Below are 16136 nucleotides of genomic sequence, written 5' to 3' on the forward strand. Positions count from 1 at the left end.
GATAGATGTTCAGTGACTGACACACCACCATCGGGAGCAAGCCCCCTCCCACAGTTGATCTGCGCAAGACTCAGGAAGAGGTAATCCGCCAGATCCCGAACGGCATCTGCGGCTCCAGCCGAGTCCATTGGGTCTTGCCATACCAGGTCCAGCGATGGCCGTTCATCAAGTCTTCACCCTGGGTCTGGGCGTCGTCCGGCAAGCCCATCTCCCATAGCGGCAACTCGAAGTGCGCTTCCTGGGCGTTGTGCGGGTCGAGGTTGATGGCCACCAGCACGAAATTGCTGCCGTCCTCGCTGCGCTTGCCGAAGTACAGGATGTTGTCGTTCCAGGCGTTGTACAGCTTGAGCCCCAGGTGCGTCTGCAACGCCGGGTTTTGCCGGCGGATGCGATTGAGCTGGGCGATCTCGGCAATGATGTTGCCGGGCGCGGTGAAATCGCGCGGGCGGATCTCGTATTTCTCCGAGTCCAGGTATTCCTCTTTACCCGGCACCGGCGCGGACTCGCACAATTCGAACCCGGAGTACATGCCCCACAGGCCCGAGCCCATGGTGGCCAGCGCGGCGCGGATCAGGAAGCCTGGGCGGCCGGACTCATGCAGAAAGCCAGGGTTGATGTCCGGCGTATTGACGAAGAAATTCGGCCGGTAGCATTCCCGCCACGGCGACTGGTTCAACTGGGTGAAATACTCACTCAGTTCGGCCTTGGTATTGCGCCAGGTGAAATAGGTGTAGCTCTGGGAATAGCCGACTTTACCCAAGCGCGCCATCATTGCCGGGGTGGTAAAGGCTTCGGCCAGGAAGATCACCTCCGGGTATTTGGCCCGCACGTCACTGATCAACCATTGCCAGAACGGCAGCGGCTTGGTGTGCGGGTTGTCCACGCGGAAGGTCTTCACGCCCTCTTCCACCCAGCCCACCACGACGTCGCGCAGTTCGGTCCACAGGCCGGGAATCGCATCCGCCGCATAAAAATCGACGTTGACGATGTCCTGATACTTTTTCGGCGGGTTTTCCGCGTATTTGATCGTGCCGTCCGGGCGCCAGTTGAACCAGCCCGGATGCTGCTTGAGCCACGGGTGGTCCTGAGAGCACTGGATGGCGAAGTCGAGGGCGATTTCCAGACCGTGGTCGGCGGCAGCCTTGACCAAGCGGCGGAAATCCTCACGGCTGCCCAGTTGCGGATGGATCGCCTCGTGCCCGCCCTCTTCGCTGCCAATTGCGTAGGGGCTGCCGGGATCATCGGGGCCGGCGTTCAGGGAGTTGTTCTTGCCCTTGCGATGGCTGCGGCCGATGGGATGGATCGGCGGGAAGTACAGCACGTCAAAGCCCATGTCATGGATCATCGACAAGCGTGAATGCACATCGTTGAAGGTGCCATGGCGGGCCGGATCGTCGGTGATCGAGCGGGGAAACAGCTCATACCAGCTAGCGAACTGGGCGCGCTCGCGCTCCACGTCGATCGGGTACACGCGACTGATGCTCAAATAGGCACGGTGGTCGGCCTGGGTCATCAGGTGTGCACTGTCTTCGTGCAGGAACTGCGCGACCTGCTCGGTTTCCAGCAGGCCGGAGAGTTCGTGATGCAGCAGCATCAAGCGGTCGCGCAGTTCGTTGTCACTGCGTTCGGCGGCCTGCAGCACCAGGCTGCGGCCTTCCTGCAGCTCCAGGCTGACAGGCACCCCGGCTTCGTGCTTTTTGCGCAATTCATAGCAGAAGCTGGCGAAGGTATCGATCCAGGCCTCGATGCAGTATTCATGGGGCCCCTGGGTGGTGACGGTGAATGCACCTTCCCAGCCGTTGTTGCCCACATCGCTCATGACCACGCTGTGCCAGTTTTCCTGCCCGCGCGGGCGCCAGCGCACCAGCACCGCCAGTTGGTCATGGCCATCGGCGAACACTTTACTGGTCACGTTGACGCGCTGACCAACCACCGCCTTGACGGCAAACTCGCCACCATCGATCACCGGCATGGTGCTTTCAATCGCAATTCTGGGTAATAGCAGCGCCTGGGACAACGGCAATAAAGACTCTTCTGGAACCAGTGTTTCAGCAGTCATCGAGCATATTCCCCTTACGCCCTGTGGACGCTCTGTGCTTGATCCGAATTCTTGAGATGGCGGCGCGCTCGCTGAGCAGGCCCGTATTAGGTCCGAGCCTGGGCTTCGGGCAAAAGTTCAGGTGAATATGCCGCCACCCGGCGGGGAATCAATTCCCACCAATGGCTGTCCACCCATAGAGCAAAGCACAAAGGAGGCCACACCGATGAATATCCCCATCCCGGCTGAAACCCCGGACCCGAACATCGACAACCCGACGCTGCCCCCCACGGAGCCTGCACCGATTCCTGAAAAAGAACCGCCGGAGAACGAGCCGCCACCGGTGCAGGAACCGCCGACCACGATGCCGCCTGTGATCGTCAGTCCTTCTCGAAACGCTTGACGATTTTCGGCATCACGCTGAACACCGCCAGGGCCAGCAAGGTACTGAGTACCGCTGTCGATTCCCGGCCCAGACCGGCCGAGACCCCAATCGCAGCGGTCATCCACAAACCGGCGGCGGTGGTCAGACCCTTGACGTGGCCGGCATCGTCATCCTTGCCCTTGATGATGGTGCCGGCTCCCAGGAAGCCAATGCCGGCAATCACCCCCTGCACCACCCGGCTCATGGCATCGGCCTGATTGCCGGACATCTGCGGCACCATCACAAACAGCGCCGCGCCCAACGCCACCAGCATATGGGTGCGCACCCCGGCGGCCTTGCCCTTGCTCTCCCGTTCAAACCCGAGAATGGCACCCAGTAGCGCGGCCATCAGCAGGCGCACGGTCATCTGGGTGAGCTGCCGGGCGTCGCCGATATCGGCAAATTCAGCCTGCAGTGTTTGCCACGCTTCATGCAACCAAGCGTCCATGAATGCCCTCCTGTGTTTTTTATAGGTAAAGCATGGACAGCGGCGACCGCCAGTCAGTTGCGCGGAACCTGCATACACCGCAACACCCTAACCTTCATCGCCCATGAACAAAGGAGACCGGCATGTCCCTACGTATCGAAGATCAGCTGTGCTACCTCACGCTCGGTGACAATGCTCAGGAACACAGCGTGCCTGCGACCCGAGTCAATATCGCGACCGACACCGAAAAATCCATGTCGTACGTAGAATTGGCGGCCGAGCGGATCTACATCACCGAAGCCGAGGCTGACGCCCTGACCGTTGCGGGGGCCCATGATGGGCGTCAGCATGTGAAGGCTGATGCACCTGGCTCGGTGATTTGACTAAGGTGATTTAACTGAGCTGTGCAGTACCTGTGGGAGGGGGCTTGCTCCCGATAGCGGAGGGTCAGTTACCTGATGTATCAACTGACCCAGCGCAATCGGGAGCAAGCCCCCTCCCACATTTGAGTCGGGTTCTTCAGTTAGCGCTGGGCGAGTCGCCCATCTGATCCGCTTTTTGTCGCACTACGTGATTCTGTTATGCAAACAGAGGTGCGGGTATAGTCCCCGGGGGAAATCAGCACCCAAGGCCCCCATGAAACGCTACGAAAAATTCGCCGAAGACATCGCAGAACTGATCCGCTCCGGCGTGCTCGGCCCCGGCCAGCGCGTGCCTTCGGTGCGTTACGCCAGCCAGACTTACGGCGTCAGCCCGTCCACGGTGTTCCAGGCCTACTACCTGCTGGAGCGCCGTGGCCTGATCCGCGCCCGACCGCGCTCCGGTTACTTCGTCAATACCCATGCGCCCAGCCCGTTTTCCGAGCCGGTGGTGAGCGCGCAGGTGCACGAGAGCACCGAAGTCGATGTGAGTGAGCTGGTGTTTTCGGTGCTGGATTCGATCAAAGACCCGAACACCGTGCCCTTCGGCTCGGCCTTCCCCAGCCCGATGCTGTTCCCGTTGCCGCGCCTGGCCCGCTCCCTGGCCAGCGCCAGCCGCGCAATGGACCCGCGCCTGGTGGTCACCGACATGTCCCCAGGCAACCCGCAACTGCGCCGTCAGATTGCGCTGCGCTACATGGTCGGCGGGCTGATGCTGCCCATGGAAGAACTGCTGATCACCAACGGCGCCCTGGAAGCGCTGAACCTGTGCCTGCAGGCCGTCACCGAGCCGGGCGACCTGGTGGCGATTGAAGCTCCGGCGTTTTATGCCTGCCTGCAAGTGCTCGAGCGCCTGAAGCTCAAGGCCGTGGAAATTCCGGTGCACCCGCGCGACGGCATCGACCTTGACGCCCTGGCGCAGAGCCTTGCGCGTTACCCGATCAAAGCCTGCTGGAGCATGACCAGCTTCCAGAACCCAATGGGCGCCACGGTGCCGGAAGAAAAAAAGCGGGCGTTGGTCGAGCTACTGCGCAGCCACCAAGTGCCACTGATCGAGGATGATGTATATGCCGAGCTGTATTACGGGCAGCACGCGCCAAAACCGGCCAAGGCCTTCGACACCGAGGGGCTGGTGATGCACTGCGGCTCCTTTGCCAAGAGCCTGGCGCCGGGTTATCGCGTTGGCTGGGTGGCGGCTGGTCGCTTCGCGCAGAAGGTCGAGCGCTTGAAACTGATGACATCGCTGTGCCCGTCGATGCCGGCCCAGGCCGCGATTGCCGACTACCTGCAACACGGCGGCTACGACCGGCACCTGCGCAAACTGCGCTATGCCCTGGAAGAACAGCAAAGCGCGATGCTCGCGGCGATCGGCCGTTACTTCCCGGCACAGACCCGAGTCAGCCAACCGGCCGGCGGGTATTTCCTATGGCTGGAATTGCCCGAGCACACCGATTCATTGAAGTTGTTTCAGATGGCCCTGGCGCAAGGCATCAGCATCGCACCGGGGCCGATCTTTTCGGCAACCCGGCGCTTTCGCAACTGCATCCGATTGAACTACGGCAGCCCGTGGACCGAAGCGTCGGAGCAGGCGATGGAGACCCTGGGCCGGATCGTACGCTCGTTTTGAGTTGCACAATGGCGCTCCGGCCTGTCAAGGCTCTTTGTAGGAGCGAGCTTGCTCGCGAAGAACGTCTAGGCAACGCATTCATTCTGAATAACCGCGGGGGCCCTGAGTTCTTCGCGAGCAAGCTCGCTCCTACAGTCGGCATGCATCGGTTGGGGAAACGCGCGATCAGCGACCGCCGCCCAAGTCGATAAACGTACCGGTAGCATACGAGGCCTTGTCCGACAGCAACCAGATAATCGCCTCTGCCACTTCATCCGGGCGCCCGCCACGGGCCATCGGAATGCCGGACTCCAGCTTGCTGACCCGGTCCGGGTCGCCACTGAGGGCGTGGAAGTCGGTGAAGATATAGCCGGGGCGCACCGCGTTGACACGAATGCCCTCGCCCGCGACTTCCTTGGACAGGCCGAGGGTGAAGGTGTCGAGCGCGCCCTTGGACGCAGCATAGTCAACGTATTCCCCTGGCGAGCCCAGGCGCGCCGCCACCGACGAGACGTTGACGATACTGCCGCCCTGCCCGCCATGCCTGGGCGACATACGCAGCAGCGCATGTTTGGCGCAGAGGATCGGGCCCAGTACGTTGGTCTTGAGGATTTTCAGGATGCGGAATTCGGACATTTCATCGACCCGCGATTTATGGCCGACAGTGCCCGCATTATTCACCAGCGCCGTGACGCGGCCCAGCTCGGTATCGACACGGTTGAACAGGGCGATCACTTCATCTTCGTTACTGACGTCCGCGCGTACCGCAATTGCCTGTGCACCAAGGCCGCGCACCTGTTCCAGTACACGCTGGGCGGCGTTTTCGTCGGACTGGTAGTTGATGCAGATGCGATAGCCCTGGCGAGCGGCCAGCAAGGCTGTTTCGGCGCCAATCCCGCGACTGCCTCCGGTAATGATGACGACTCTGTCCATGTGCAGTCTCCTGACTCAACCTGATGTTTGGGGTTGAGTTGAAGAATACCCGTCACGCAGGGCTTTTGTCAGGCGCGTGCGCGTGTTGAGATCGTTCCCACTAGAAGCGTGGCGACGATCTTAAAACACCGACCACCCAATCCGCTCACTCAACAACTCCAACGCCTTCATCCCTGCCAGTGAATTCCCCGCCGCGTTCAATTCCGGCGACCAGACACACACTGTAAACTGCCCCGGCACCACCGCGACAATCCCGCCGCCTACCCCGCTCTTGCCCGGTAGCCCGACCCGATAAGCAAAATTGCCCGCCTCGTCATACAGCCCGCTGGTGGCCATGATCGAGTTCACCTGCTTGGTCTGGCGCGCCGTCAGAATCTGCTCGCCGCTGTGGGCGCTCACGCCCTCGTTGGCCAGGAAGCTGAACGCCCTGGCCAGGTCCAGGCAGCTCATTTGCAACGCGCAGTAATTGAAGTAGCTGTGCAGCACCGCGTCCACATCGTTGTGGAAGTTACCGAAAGCCTTCATCAGGTAAGCCATGGCCGCGTTGCGCGCACCGTGCTGCGCTTCTGAATCGGCGACGACGCTGTTGACCAGAATCTGCGGGTTACCCGACAGGCGTCGTACGAAATCGCGCATCGACAGAATCGGCACGGCGAAGCGTGATTGGTTGATGTCGCAGATCACCAACGCGCCGGCGTTGATAAACGGATTGCGCGGGCGGCCGCGTTCGAATTCAAGTTGCACCATGGAGTTGAACGGTTGCCCCGACGGTTCGTGGCCCAGGCGCTCCCAGATGGTTTCGCCGCCGTGGTCGATGGCCTGCACCAGGCTGAACACCTTGGAAATGCTCTGCACCGAGAACAGCGTATCGGCATCCCCGGCGCAATAGGCCGCGCCGTCGTTGCCGTAGACCGCGATGCCCAGCTGGTTGGCGGGCACGTCGGCCAGCGCGGGGATGTAATCGGCGACTTTGCCGAGGCCGATCAGGGGGCGCACTTCGTCGAGGATCGACTCCAGCAGCGCCTGCATATCTTGTCCTGTCATCTTCTCTGGATCAGTAGTGAGCGAGGCGCGGAGGATACTTCAATGGGCGCGATAGCCCCACACAATCTCTACGACCCGCTCGGCAACCACCAGATAAATCAGGATCAACAACACTTGCAGCGCCAGGTGATAGCGCAACTTGGCCAGGCGACGAATGCCGTCGCTGACGTTCAAGAGCATCAACAGCGTCGACAGGATAATCAGCCCCCAGCCGGCGACGTTGGAGGCAAATACCCCGATAAATAACTCACGTTGGCCGACCAGTGTATTGGTGCCCGCCGCAAACAACAGCGCACACACCAGCAGGTTTTTCACGTTGTCGAACACCTGTGTGCTCAGGTCGTTTTCCAGCAACGCCAGATACCGCGTCCATAAGGTGCGCATGCTTGTGTACCGAGTGGAAAGGCTCGTCACTCAAGGTAGTTCAAATGGGTAGGCTGTCGAGCGCCAGCAGGGTGGCGAGGCACGGCAAAACCGCACAACGGTGCCGGCTAAATGCAATCTACTGATAATAGAAAAAACTATAATTCCATAATTTAATAATTAGGTTAGAACCAATCGGCCTTTTACAGACGCGCCCGTGCGCCCTACTTTCACGCTACGGACCGACCCCCTGCCCGGTGGAGGCTTGTTTATCGACTTCAACAAGGACCTGACCATGAGCATCGAATTCATCGGCTACATCGGCGGCCACCATGCCTCTGAAATCCACCCGCGCAGCGGCCCGACGCTGCAGCCAGACTACGTTGAGCGTGTGGCGCGCGCCCATGAAGAGGCCGGCTTCGACCGCGCCCTGGTGGCCTTCCACTCCACCAGCCCGGACAGCACGCTGATCGCCGCCCATGCCGCCAGCGTAACTCAGCGCTTGAAATTCCTGATCGCCCACCGCCCAGGCTTTGCCCAGCCCACCTTGGCCGCGCGCCAGTTCGCCACGCTGGATGTATTCAACGGCGGGCGTACCGCCGTGCATATCATCACCGGCGGCGACGACCGCGAACTGCGCGCCGATGGCAGCCATATCGGCAAGGACGAGCGCTACGCGCGCACCGACGAATATTTGAGCGTGGTGCGCCAGGAATGGACGAGCGACAAGCCCTTCGACTTCGCCGGCACCTACTATCAGGTCGAAGGCGCGCACTCCACGGTGAAGTCGCCGCAGCAGCCGCATATCCCGTTGTACTTCGGCGGTTCGTCGGCGGCGGCGATTGCGGTGGCGGGCAAGCATGCGGACGTGTATGCGCTGTGGGGCGAAACCTATGAGCAAGTGCGCGAGGTCGTGACCCAGGTGCGTGCCGAAGCGGCCCGGCATGGGCGTACGATTCGTTTCAGCTTGTCATTGCGCCCGATCCTGGCCGAGACCGAGGAACTGGCGTGGCAGCGGGCAGACACTATTTTGCAGCAGGCCACGGCGCTGGCCGAACAGAGCGGCTTTGTGCGGCGCGAGCCGCCCAATGAGGGCTCGCGCCGGTTGCTGGCGGCGGCGGCGCAAGGCTCGCGCCTGGATAAACGCCTGTGGACCGGGATTGCCGCCTTGCTCGGCGCGCAGGGCAATTCCACGGCGCTGGTGGGCACGGCCGAGCAAGTCGCGCAGGCACTGCTCGACTACTACGATCTGGGTATCACCACATTCCTGATTCGTGGGTTCGATCCGCTCAATGATGCGATCGACTACGGCAAGGCGCTGATACCGCTGACCCGCCAGTTGGTCGCTGAACGCGAGCGGGCCAGGCAAGTCGCTTGAGAACAGTTGGGAGGCCGTTCGTGCCTCCCACATTTCTGGCGACTAACCTGGCGACTAACTCAATCTCAATTCCCGCGCCAGGAACGGCGCCGTGCGGCTGGTTTTGCTGCTGGCAACTTTTTGCGGCGTACCACTGGCAACCACCTTGCCGCCCGCGTCCCCGGCACCCGGGCCGATGTCGATCACCCAGTCACTCTGCGCCACCACGCGCATCTCATGCTCGACCACCACCACCGTATGCCCCGCCTCGACCAATTGGTTGAGCTGGCTGAGCAAGCGGTCGACATCCTTGGGATGCAGGCCAGTGGTGGGTTCGTCCAGTACGTACAACGTGGCGCCCCGCGCATTGCGTTGCAGCTCGGTCGCCAGCTTGATGCGCTGCGCCTCACCGCCCGACAACTCAGTGGCCGGTTGGCCCAGGCGCAGATAGCCCAGGCCGATATCGCGCAGCACCTGCAGAGCGCGCAGCACGCCCGGTTGTTCGGCAAATACGTCGACGGCCTGCTCCACCGTCAAGCCCAGCACTTGGGCGATGTTCAACCCTTGCCATGTGATCGCCAGGGTCTCGGGGTTATAGCGCGCACCGTGGCAGGTCGGGCATGGCGCATACACGCTGGGCATGAACAGCAATTCGACGCTGACAAAGCCCTCGCCTTCGCAGTTCGGGCAACGGCCCTTGGCCACGTTGAAGGAGAACTGCCCCGCGTCGTAACCGCGCTTTTTCGCGGCTGGCGTGGCGGCGAACAGTTTGCGCACGTTGTCGAACAGCCCGGTATAGGTCGCCAGGTTGGAACGCGGCGTACGGCCGATGGGTTTCTGGTCCACCTGCACCAGACGGCGGATCTGGTCCAGCCCGGCGCTGATGCGGCCTTCGCTGGCGGAAGGCGCAGCGTCTTCCAGGCTGGGCTCTTCGACGTTTTCCAACACGCGCCCGAGGCCGCTGCTGACCAGTTCCAACAGCGCCTGGCTGACCAGGCTGGACTTGCCCGAACCGGAAATCCCGGTCACTGCCGTGAAGCAGCCCAGCGGGAAATCCACCGCAAGATTCTTCAGGTTATTGCGCGTCACGCCTTGCAGCTTCAGCCAGCCGCTGGGTTGACGCCGAGCCGGGTTCGCCGGGCGCGGCTGGGCAAACAGGTATTCGCGGGTCTGCGACGCGGCAATCTGCGCCAACCCCGCCGGCGGGCCGCTGTACAGCACTTGCCCGCCGTGTTCGCCAGCGGCCGGGCCGACGTCGATCAGCCAGTCGGCGCGGCGCATGGTTTCCAGGTCATGCTCCACCACAAACAGCGAATTGCCGGCCGCTTTCAACCGCGCCAGTGCACTGAACAAGGCCTCGCCATCGGCCGGATGCAGGCCTGCGGACGGCTCGTCGAGCACGTAGATCACGCCGAACAACTGCGAGCCCAGTTGTGTGGCCAGGCGCAGGCGCTGCAATTCTCCGGACGACAGCGTCGGCGTGCTGCGCTCCAGGGCCAGATAGCCCAGCCCCAGCTCGATCAGCGTACTGACGCGTTCGAGCAGGTCCTCGGCGATCCGTTGGGCGGCCAGGCGTTTTTCCACTGACAACTTCATCTTGTCCTGCCCTGCCGCCACCGGCCGCAGCAATTCGGCCAGGCGGGTCAGGGACAGTTGCGACAACTCACCGATATCCACCCCGGCAAACTTCACCGACAGCGCCGCCTTGGTCAGGCGCTTGCCCTCGCACAACGGGCAGGCACTGCCTTGCATGAACTGCGACACGCGCTTTTTCATCAGCGCACTTTGGGTGTGGGCGAAGGTGTGCAGGATGTAGCGCCGCGCGCCGCTGAAGGTGCCCTGGTAACTGGGCTCCAGCTTGCGTTTCAAGGCATCGCGGGTCTGCGCCGGGGTGAAGCCGGCGTACACCGGTACGGTGGGAGTTTCTTCGGTGAACAGGATCCAGTCGCGCTGTTTTTTCGGCAGGTCGCGCCACGGGATATCCACGTCGTAGCCCAGGGTTACCAGGATGTCGCGCAGGTTCTGCCCTTGCCAGGCCAGCGGCCAGGCTGCCACCGCGCGCTGGCGAATGGTCAGCGACGGGTCGGGCACCATCAGCGCTTCGGTCACTTCATACACGCGGCCAAGGCCATGGCATTGCGGGCACGCGCCCTGGGGCAGGTTCGGCGAAAAGTCCTCGGCATACAGCATCGCCTGCCCCGGCGGGTAGCTGCCGGCACGGGAATACAGCATGCGGATCAGGCTCGACAGAGTGGTCACACTGCCCACCGATGAGCGTGCACTCGGCGAGCCACGCTGCTGTTGCAGGGCCACGGCGGGTGGCAAGCCTTCGATGCTGTCGACATCCGGCACGCCGACCTGGTCGATCAAGCGCCGCGCATAGGGCGCCACCGACTCGAAATAACGACGCTGGGCCTCGGCGTAGACCGTGGAAAACGCCAGGGAAGATTTGCCGGAACCGGACACGCCAGTGAACACCACCAGGGCATCCCGGGGAATATCCACATCGACGTTACGCAAGTTGTGTTCGCGAGCGCCGCGCACCCGCACGAAGCCGGTGTGCGGGGCGGTCGGTGCGGGGGTGTTGCGTTGTGAAGTCATGGACAACCTTGTCTGGCGGTGAGAACGCTGCGCACCCGTTGCGTGAGGGCATCGGGGCTGTAGGGCTTGCTCAGTAGGTGAATATCAGCGCTCAGCAGATGATTGGAGGAAAGAATGTCGCGGGTGTGGCCGGAGGTGAACAGCACCGGGATCGGCGGCACCTGCTCACGCGCCCAGTTGGCCAGGTCGATGCTCTTGATGCGGCCGGGCATCACCACATCGGTAAAAATCAATTCCGGCTGCAGGCCGGCCTGCAGCTTGGCCATGGCCTGGTCGCCGTCTTCGGCCGTCAGCACCGTGTAGCCCGATTGTTGCAGCAGCTCCACCACGGCCAGGCGCACGCCTTCATTGTCTTCCACCACCAGGATGGTTTCCTGGCCGGTGCAAGGGCTCTCCTGGCCAATGTCCGGCTCCAGATGCTCCGGTTCCAGGCTGCGCGGGAAATACATCTGCACCACAGAACCTTTGTTTTCCTCGCTCCAGATGTCCACATGCCCGCCGCTTTGCCGGACAAAGCCAAACACCATGCTCAGCCCCAGGCCTGTGCCCTGCCCTTCGCGCTTGGTGGTGAAAAACGGCTCGAACGCACGCTTGAGCACGGTCGCCGGCATTCCAGTGCCCGTGTCGGTGACAGCCAGGCGCACATACTCGCCGGGCTTGATGCTTTTGCCCGCACATTCGGCCGGATTGAGAATGATGTTTTCGCCGGTGATACGAATCACGCCCTCGCCGTGCATGGCATCGCGGGCATTGATCGCCAGGTTGAGCAGCGCGTTTTCCAGCTGGTTGCGGTCGACGTTGATGCACCAGGAATCCTGCGGCAATTGCACGTCGATATGAATGGTTTCGCCCAGCGCGCGTTGCAGCAGTTCACCGAGACCGGCGTAGATACGTTGCGGGTTGTACACCGCCGGCGACAAGGGCTGGCGCCGGGCAAACGCCAGCAGTTGCGAGGACAGGGTGGCGCCGCGTTCCACCGCGGCAATCGCGGCAGAAACACGCCGCTGCACCTGTGCATTGTCCGGCTCATGACGGGCCAGCAGGTGCAGGTTGCCGGCGATCACTTGCAGCAGGTTGTTGAAGTCGTGGGCCACGCCGCCGGTCAGGCCGCCAATCGCTTCGAGCTTCTGCGACTGGCGCAACTGCTCTTCGGCGGCGGAACGCGCCTGCACTTCGGCGGCTACGCGCTGCTCCAGATTGTGGGTCAGCTCCTGGCGCACGCGCTCGGACCGCACCAGTTCAGTGGTCTCTACCACGATCGCCAGCACCCCGGCCGGTTGCTGGTTGTCCCCGGCCACTGGGCTGTAATAGAGGTCCATCCACAAGGTTTCCGGCTTGCCGTTGCGCGACAACACCAGTTCCTTGTTGTTGAACGACAAGGTGCCACCCGCCAGGCATGTATCCACTACATGCCGATTGAACTCGGCCACTTCCGGCCACCCCAGTTCCACCGGCGTGCCCAGCAAGTACGGATGGCGTCCGCCGGCGAACATCGAGTAGCTGTCGTTGTAGATCATATAACCCGCCCGCCCCCACAACATCACCATGGGTACAGGCGAGGCGAGCATCATCTGCACGGTGCAGGCCAGGCTGGTGGACCAGCGATCAATCGGGCCGAGGTCGGTGGTTGACCAGTCAAACCCGCGAATCCGCTGGGCCATTTCACCGGACCAGCCTTCACAGCCGTGGGGGTTGGATAAGAATTGCATGTTCGGGCTCTGGGCAGTGAGAGGACAGTCGCAAGTTTTGGAGCGCAGCGGCGATAGATGGTTTCATCTTGGCTAACTTAAGCTGAAGAAACCACTGGCCTCAGTGAAAATCCCGGCTGCGCACCACAATGCCGTCCAGCAGCGGCGTCAGGTCGGTCAGGCGTCCAGCGATCAAATGCCGCACCTCGCCCACCGCCTCCCAGCGCCCGTCCACCTTGAGCAGGCGCGACCCGACCAGGGCCTGGCGCTGACGTTCGGCCAGGTCGCGCCAGACCACCACATTGAGGTTGCCGAACTCATCTTCCAGGGTGACAAAGGTCACGCCGCTGGCGGTGCCCGGGCGTTGGCGCCCGGTGACCAGCCCGGCGACGCTCACATTGCGCCCATGCTCCACGGTCAAAAGCTCCTGGGAACTGCGACAGCGGCGCCTGCGCAGTTCCGCGCGCAGCAATGTCAGGGGATGCGGGCCAAGCGTGGTGCCGAGCGTGGCGTAATCGGCGTGCAAGTCCTCGCCGACCGTGGGCTGGGGCAACGCCACCGGCGCTTCATCGGGGCTCGGCAGGCCGGCAAACAGGCCCAGTTGCGTGTGCACGCCGGCCACTTCCCAGCGCGCCTGGTGGCGGTTACCGGCTAACGCGCGCAAGGCGCCGGCATCCGCCAGCAGCGCTTGGGCGCGCGAATCCAGGCCGGCGCGGGCGTCGAGGTCGGCGATGTCACTGAAGGCGCGGTGCTGGCGCACGGCCTCGATGCGCCGGCCATCTTCTTCGCGAAACCCGCAGATCATGCGCAGGCCCATGCGGATCGCCGGCTGCTGGCCGTCGATGGGTTCCAGGCTGCAATCCCAGTCACTGGCCTGCACGTCCACCGGGCGGATCTGCAGGCGATGCCGGCGCGCGTCCTGCAGGATCTGGTCCGGGCTGTAGAAGCCCATCGGCCAGCTGTTGATCAGCGCGCAGGCAAAGGCCGCCGGCTCATGGCATTTGAGCCAGCTACTGGCATAGGTCAGCAAGGCAAAACTGGCCGCGTGGGACTCGGGGAAACCATAGCTGCCAAAACCTTTGATCTGCTCGAAAATCTGCGCGGCAAAGGCTTCGGTGTAGCCGTTTTTCAGCATGCCTTCGCGTAGGCGCTTTTGATGCGGTTCCAGGCCGCCGTGACGTTTCCAGGCGGCCATGGAGCGGCGCAACTGGTCGGCCTCGCCAGGGCTGTAGTCGGCGGCGACCATGGCGATCTGCATCACCTGCTCCTGGAACAAGGGGATGCCCAGGGTGCGTTCCAGCACTTCTTTCAATGCCGGTGACGGATAAGTGGTGGGCTCCTCCTTGTTTCTGCGACGCAAATACGGATGCACCATGCCGCCCTGGATCGGCCCCGGCCGCACGATGGCGACTTCGATCACCAGGTCATAGAAGGTTTGCGGCTTGAGCCTGGGCAGCATCGACATCTGCGCCCGCGACTCGATCTGGAACACGCCGATGGTGTCAGCCTTGCTGATCATCGCGTAGGTGGCCGCATCCTCCTTGGGCATGCCTGCCAGGCTCAAGTCCAGGTTGCGATGGCGGCGCAGCAGATCGAAACAGCGGCGAATCGCGCTGAGCATGCCCAGGGCGAGGATATCGACCTTGAGCAGGCCGACGGCGTCGAGGTCGTCCTTGTCCCACTGAATGATGGTGCGCTCGGCCATGGCGGCGTTCTCCACCGGCACCAGGGTGTCCAGCGGGTGTTCGGAAATCACGAAGCCCCCGGGGTGCTGGGACAAATGCCGAGGAAAGCCGATCAATTGTTGGGTCAAGGTCAATACGCGGCGCAGCAGTGGGCTGTCCGGGTCGAAGCCGCTTTCGCGCAGGCGCTCCAACGGCGGCGCGTCGTCACTCCAACGTCCGCAGCATTCGGCCAACGCGTTGACCTGGTCTGCCGGCAGGCCGAGGGCCTTGGCCACATCCCGCACCGCGCCAGTCGCGTGATAACTGCTGACCACCGCCGTCAACGCCGCACGCGTGCGGCCATAGCGCTGGAACACGTATTGCAGCACCTCTTCGCGGCGCTCGTGTTCAAAATCCACATCGATATCCGGCGGTTCATTGCGCTCCCTGGACAGGAAACGTTCGAACAGCACGTTGCTCAGGCTCGGGTTGATCTCGGTGATGCCCAGGGCAAAACACACCGCCGAGTTGGCCGCCGAGCCACGGCCCTGGCACAGGATCGAGCGGCTGCGGGCAAAGCGCACAATGTCGTGCACCGTGAGGAAATAGCTTTCGTAGCCCAACTCGCTGATCAGCTCCAGCTCGGTGTTGATCTGCTTCAGGGTCTTGGCGTCGATGCCGTCGGGCCAGCGCTGGGCGATGCCTTCTTTAGTAAGAGTGCGCAGCCAGGATTCGGCGTCATGGCCGACGGGCACCAGCTCGCGTGGGTAGTGGTAACGCAACTGGCCGAGGTCGAAGGTGCAGCGCCGTGCGATGGCGAGGGTTTCATCGAGCAAGGCTTGCGGGTACAGCGCGGCCAGGGCGTCGAGGCTGCGCAGATGCCGCTCGCCATTGGGATGCAAATGCAGGCCGGCTTCGGCCACCGGTACGTGATGGCGGATGGCGGTCATGGTGTCTTGCAGGGCACGGCGCCCGCGCGCATGCATGTGCACATCACCGCAGGCGACAGCCGGGATTTTCAGGCTGGCCGCCAGCTGCAGGCGTTGCTCCAGATGCCGTGCATCGTCCTGCCCGCAGTGCAAGTGCACCGCCAGCCACAGGCGCGCGGCGAAGGTACGTCGCAGCCACTGGATGCTGGCCTGGGTGTCGCTGTCCTGCGCCACCCACAGCGCCAGCAGGCCGGGCAGCGGTTGTTCGAAGTCTTCCTGCAGCAGGCGATAGCTGCCCTTTTCGGCGCGGCGGCGGGCCAGGGTGATCAACCGGCACAGGTGCTGGTAACCGCTCAGGTTTTCCACCAGCAGCACCAGTTTCGGCCCGTTCTCGATGCGCACTTCGCTGCCGATAATCAGCGGCAATTCCAGCGCTTTCGCCGCCTGCCAGGCACGCACGATACCCGACAGGGTGCATTCGTCGGTGATCGCCAGGGCGCTGTAGCCTTGGCGTTTAGCCCGCTCGAAGAGTTCCAGCGCACTGGATGCACCGCGCTGGAAGCTGAAGTTGGACAGGCAATGCAGCTCGGCGTACTTCATGCCTGCCCCGCCCCTGTAGGAGCGAGCTTGCTCGCGAAAAGCC

At 62.8% G+C, this 16136-nt stretch carries 12 protein-coding genes; 4 read left to right on the top strand and 8 right to left on the bottom strand.

The window, feature by feature from the left end; genetic code table 11:
• Positions 1-70 precede the first annotated feature (70 nt).
• Positions 71-2059 (bottom strand): alpha-1,4-glucan--maltose-1-phosphate maltosyltransferase, encoded by a 1989-nt coding sequence (locus tag C4J91_RS15640; RefSeq protein ID WP_124363168.1) that lies wholly within the window; start codon positions 2057-2059, stop codon positions 71-73.
• A 205-nt stretch (positions 2060-2264) separates the two neighbouring features.
• Here C4J91_RS15640 and C4J91_RS27580 point away from each other — a divergent pair, with 205 nt between their 5' ends.
• Positions 2265-2441 (top strand): hypothetical protein, encoded by a 177-nt coding sequence (locus C4J91_RS27580; protein ID WP_164484545.1) that lies wholly within the window; start codon positions 2265-2267, stop codon positions 2439-2441.
• Here C4J91_RS27580 and C4J91_RS15645 read toward each other — a convergent pair.
• Positions 2419-2910: an MgtC/SapB family protein gene (locus tag C4J91_RS15645; RefSeq protein WP_124363169.1), complete on the bottom strand. Its 492-nt coding sequence runs from the start codon at positions 2908-2910 to the stop codon at positions 2419-2421. The two genes, C4J91_RS27580 and C4J91_RS15645, sit on opposite strands and share 23 nt — an antisense overlap.
• A 122-nt stretch (positions 2911-3032) precedes the next feature.
• Between C4J91_RS15645 and C4J91_RS15650 the strand changes: the two genes are divergently transcribed.
• Positions 3033-3272: a DUF3203 family protein gene (locus C4J91_RS15650; protein WP_124363170.1), complete on the top strand. Its 240-nt coding sequence runs from the start codon at positions 3033-3035 to the stop codon at positions 3270-3272.
• A 253-nt stretch (positions 3273-3525) separates the two neighbouring features.
• A complete protein-coding gene (gene mapR / locus C4J91_RS15655; protein WP_124363171.1) occupies positions 3526-4935 on the top strand; it encodes a GntR family transcriptional regulator MpaR in 1410 nt (469 codons plus the stop codon).
• A 165-nt stretch (positions 4936-5100) separates the two neighbouring features.
• Here mapR and C4J91_RS15665 read toward each other — a convergent pair whose 3' ends face one another.
• From C4J91_RS15665 to C4J91_RS15675, 3 genes are all read right to left on the bottom strand, one after another.
• Positions 5101-5847, bottom strand: a complete 747-nt coding sequence (locus C4J91_RS15665; RefSeq protein ID WP_124363173.1) for an SDR family oxidoreductase — start codon at positions 5845-5847, stop codon at positions 5101-5103.
• Positions 5848-5967: 120 nt separating this feature from the next.
• Positions 5968-6876: a glutaminase B gene (gene glsB / locus C4J91_RS15670; RefSeq protein ID WP_124365164.1), complete on the bottom strand. Its 909-nt coding sequence runs from the start codon at positions 6874-6876 to the stop codon at positions 5968-5970.
• Positions 6877-6930: 54 nt separating this feature from the next.
• Positions 6931-7275: a hypothetical protein gene (locus C4J91_RS15675; protein WP_124363174.1), complete on the bottom strand. Its 345-nt coding sequence runs from the start codon at positions 7273-7275 to the stop codon at positions 6931-6933.
• Between the two features lie 274 nt (positions 7276-7549).
• Between C4J91_RS15675 and C4J91_RS15680 the strand changes: the two genes are divergently transcribed.
• Positions 7550-8632 carry an LLM class flavin-dependent oxidoreductase gene (locus tag C4J91_RS15680; protein ID WP_124365165.1) on the top strand — a complete coding sequence of 361 codons (1083 nt, stop codon included), beginning with the start codon at positions 7550-7552 and terminating at the stop codon, positions 8630-8632.
• 54 nt (positions 8633-8686) lie between these two features.
• Here C4J91_RS15680 and uvrA read toward each other — a convergent pair whose 3' ends face one another.
• The 3 genes from uvrA to C4J91_RS15695 all read right to left on the bottom strand — a co-directional run bounded on the left by uvrA (position 8687) and on the right by C4J91_RS15695 (position 16093).
• A complete protein-coding gene (uvrA, locus tag C4J91_RS15685) occupies positions 8687-11212 on the bottom strand; it encodes an excinuclease ABC subunit UvrA (RefSeq protein WP_124363175.1) in 2526 nt (841 codons plus the stop codon).
• On the bottom strand, positions 11209-12921 hold the full coding sequence (locus C4J91_RS15690) for an ATP-binding protein (protein ID WP_124363176.1): 1713 nt from the start codon (positions 12919-12921) through the stop codon (positions 11209-11211). Before C4J91_RS15690 ends, uvrA begins: the two co-directional genes overlap by 4 nt.
• Before the next feature lie 100 nt (positions 12922-13021).
• The gene (locus C4J91_RS15695; RefSeq protein ID WP_124363177.1) at positions 13022-16093 is read right to left on the bottom strand and encodes an error-prone DNA polymerase; all 3072 of its coding nucleotides are present in this window, start codon (positions 16091-16093) and stop codon (positions 13022-13024) included.
• Positions 16094-16136 lie beyond the last annotated feature (43 nt).

This window comes from Pseudomonas sp. R3-52-08, assembly GCF_003851745.1.
Taxonomy (GTDB): Bacteria; Pseudomonadota; Gammaproteobacteria; order Pseudomonadales; family Pseudomonadaceae; genus Aquipseudomonas.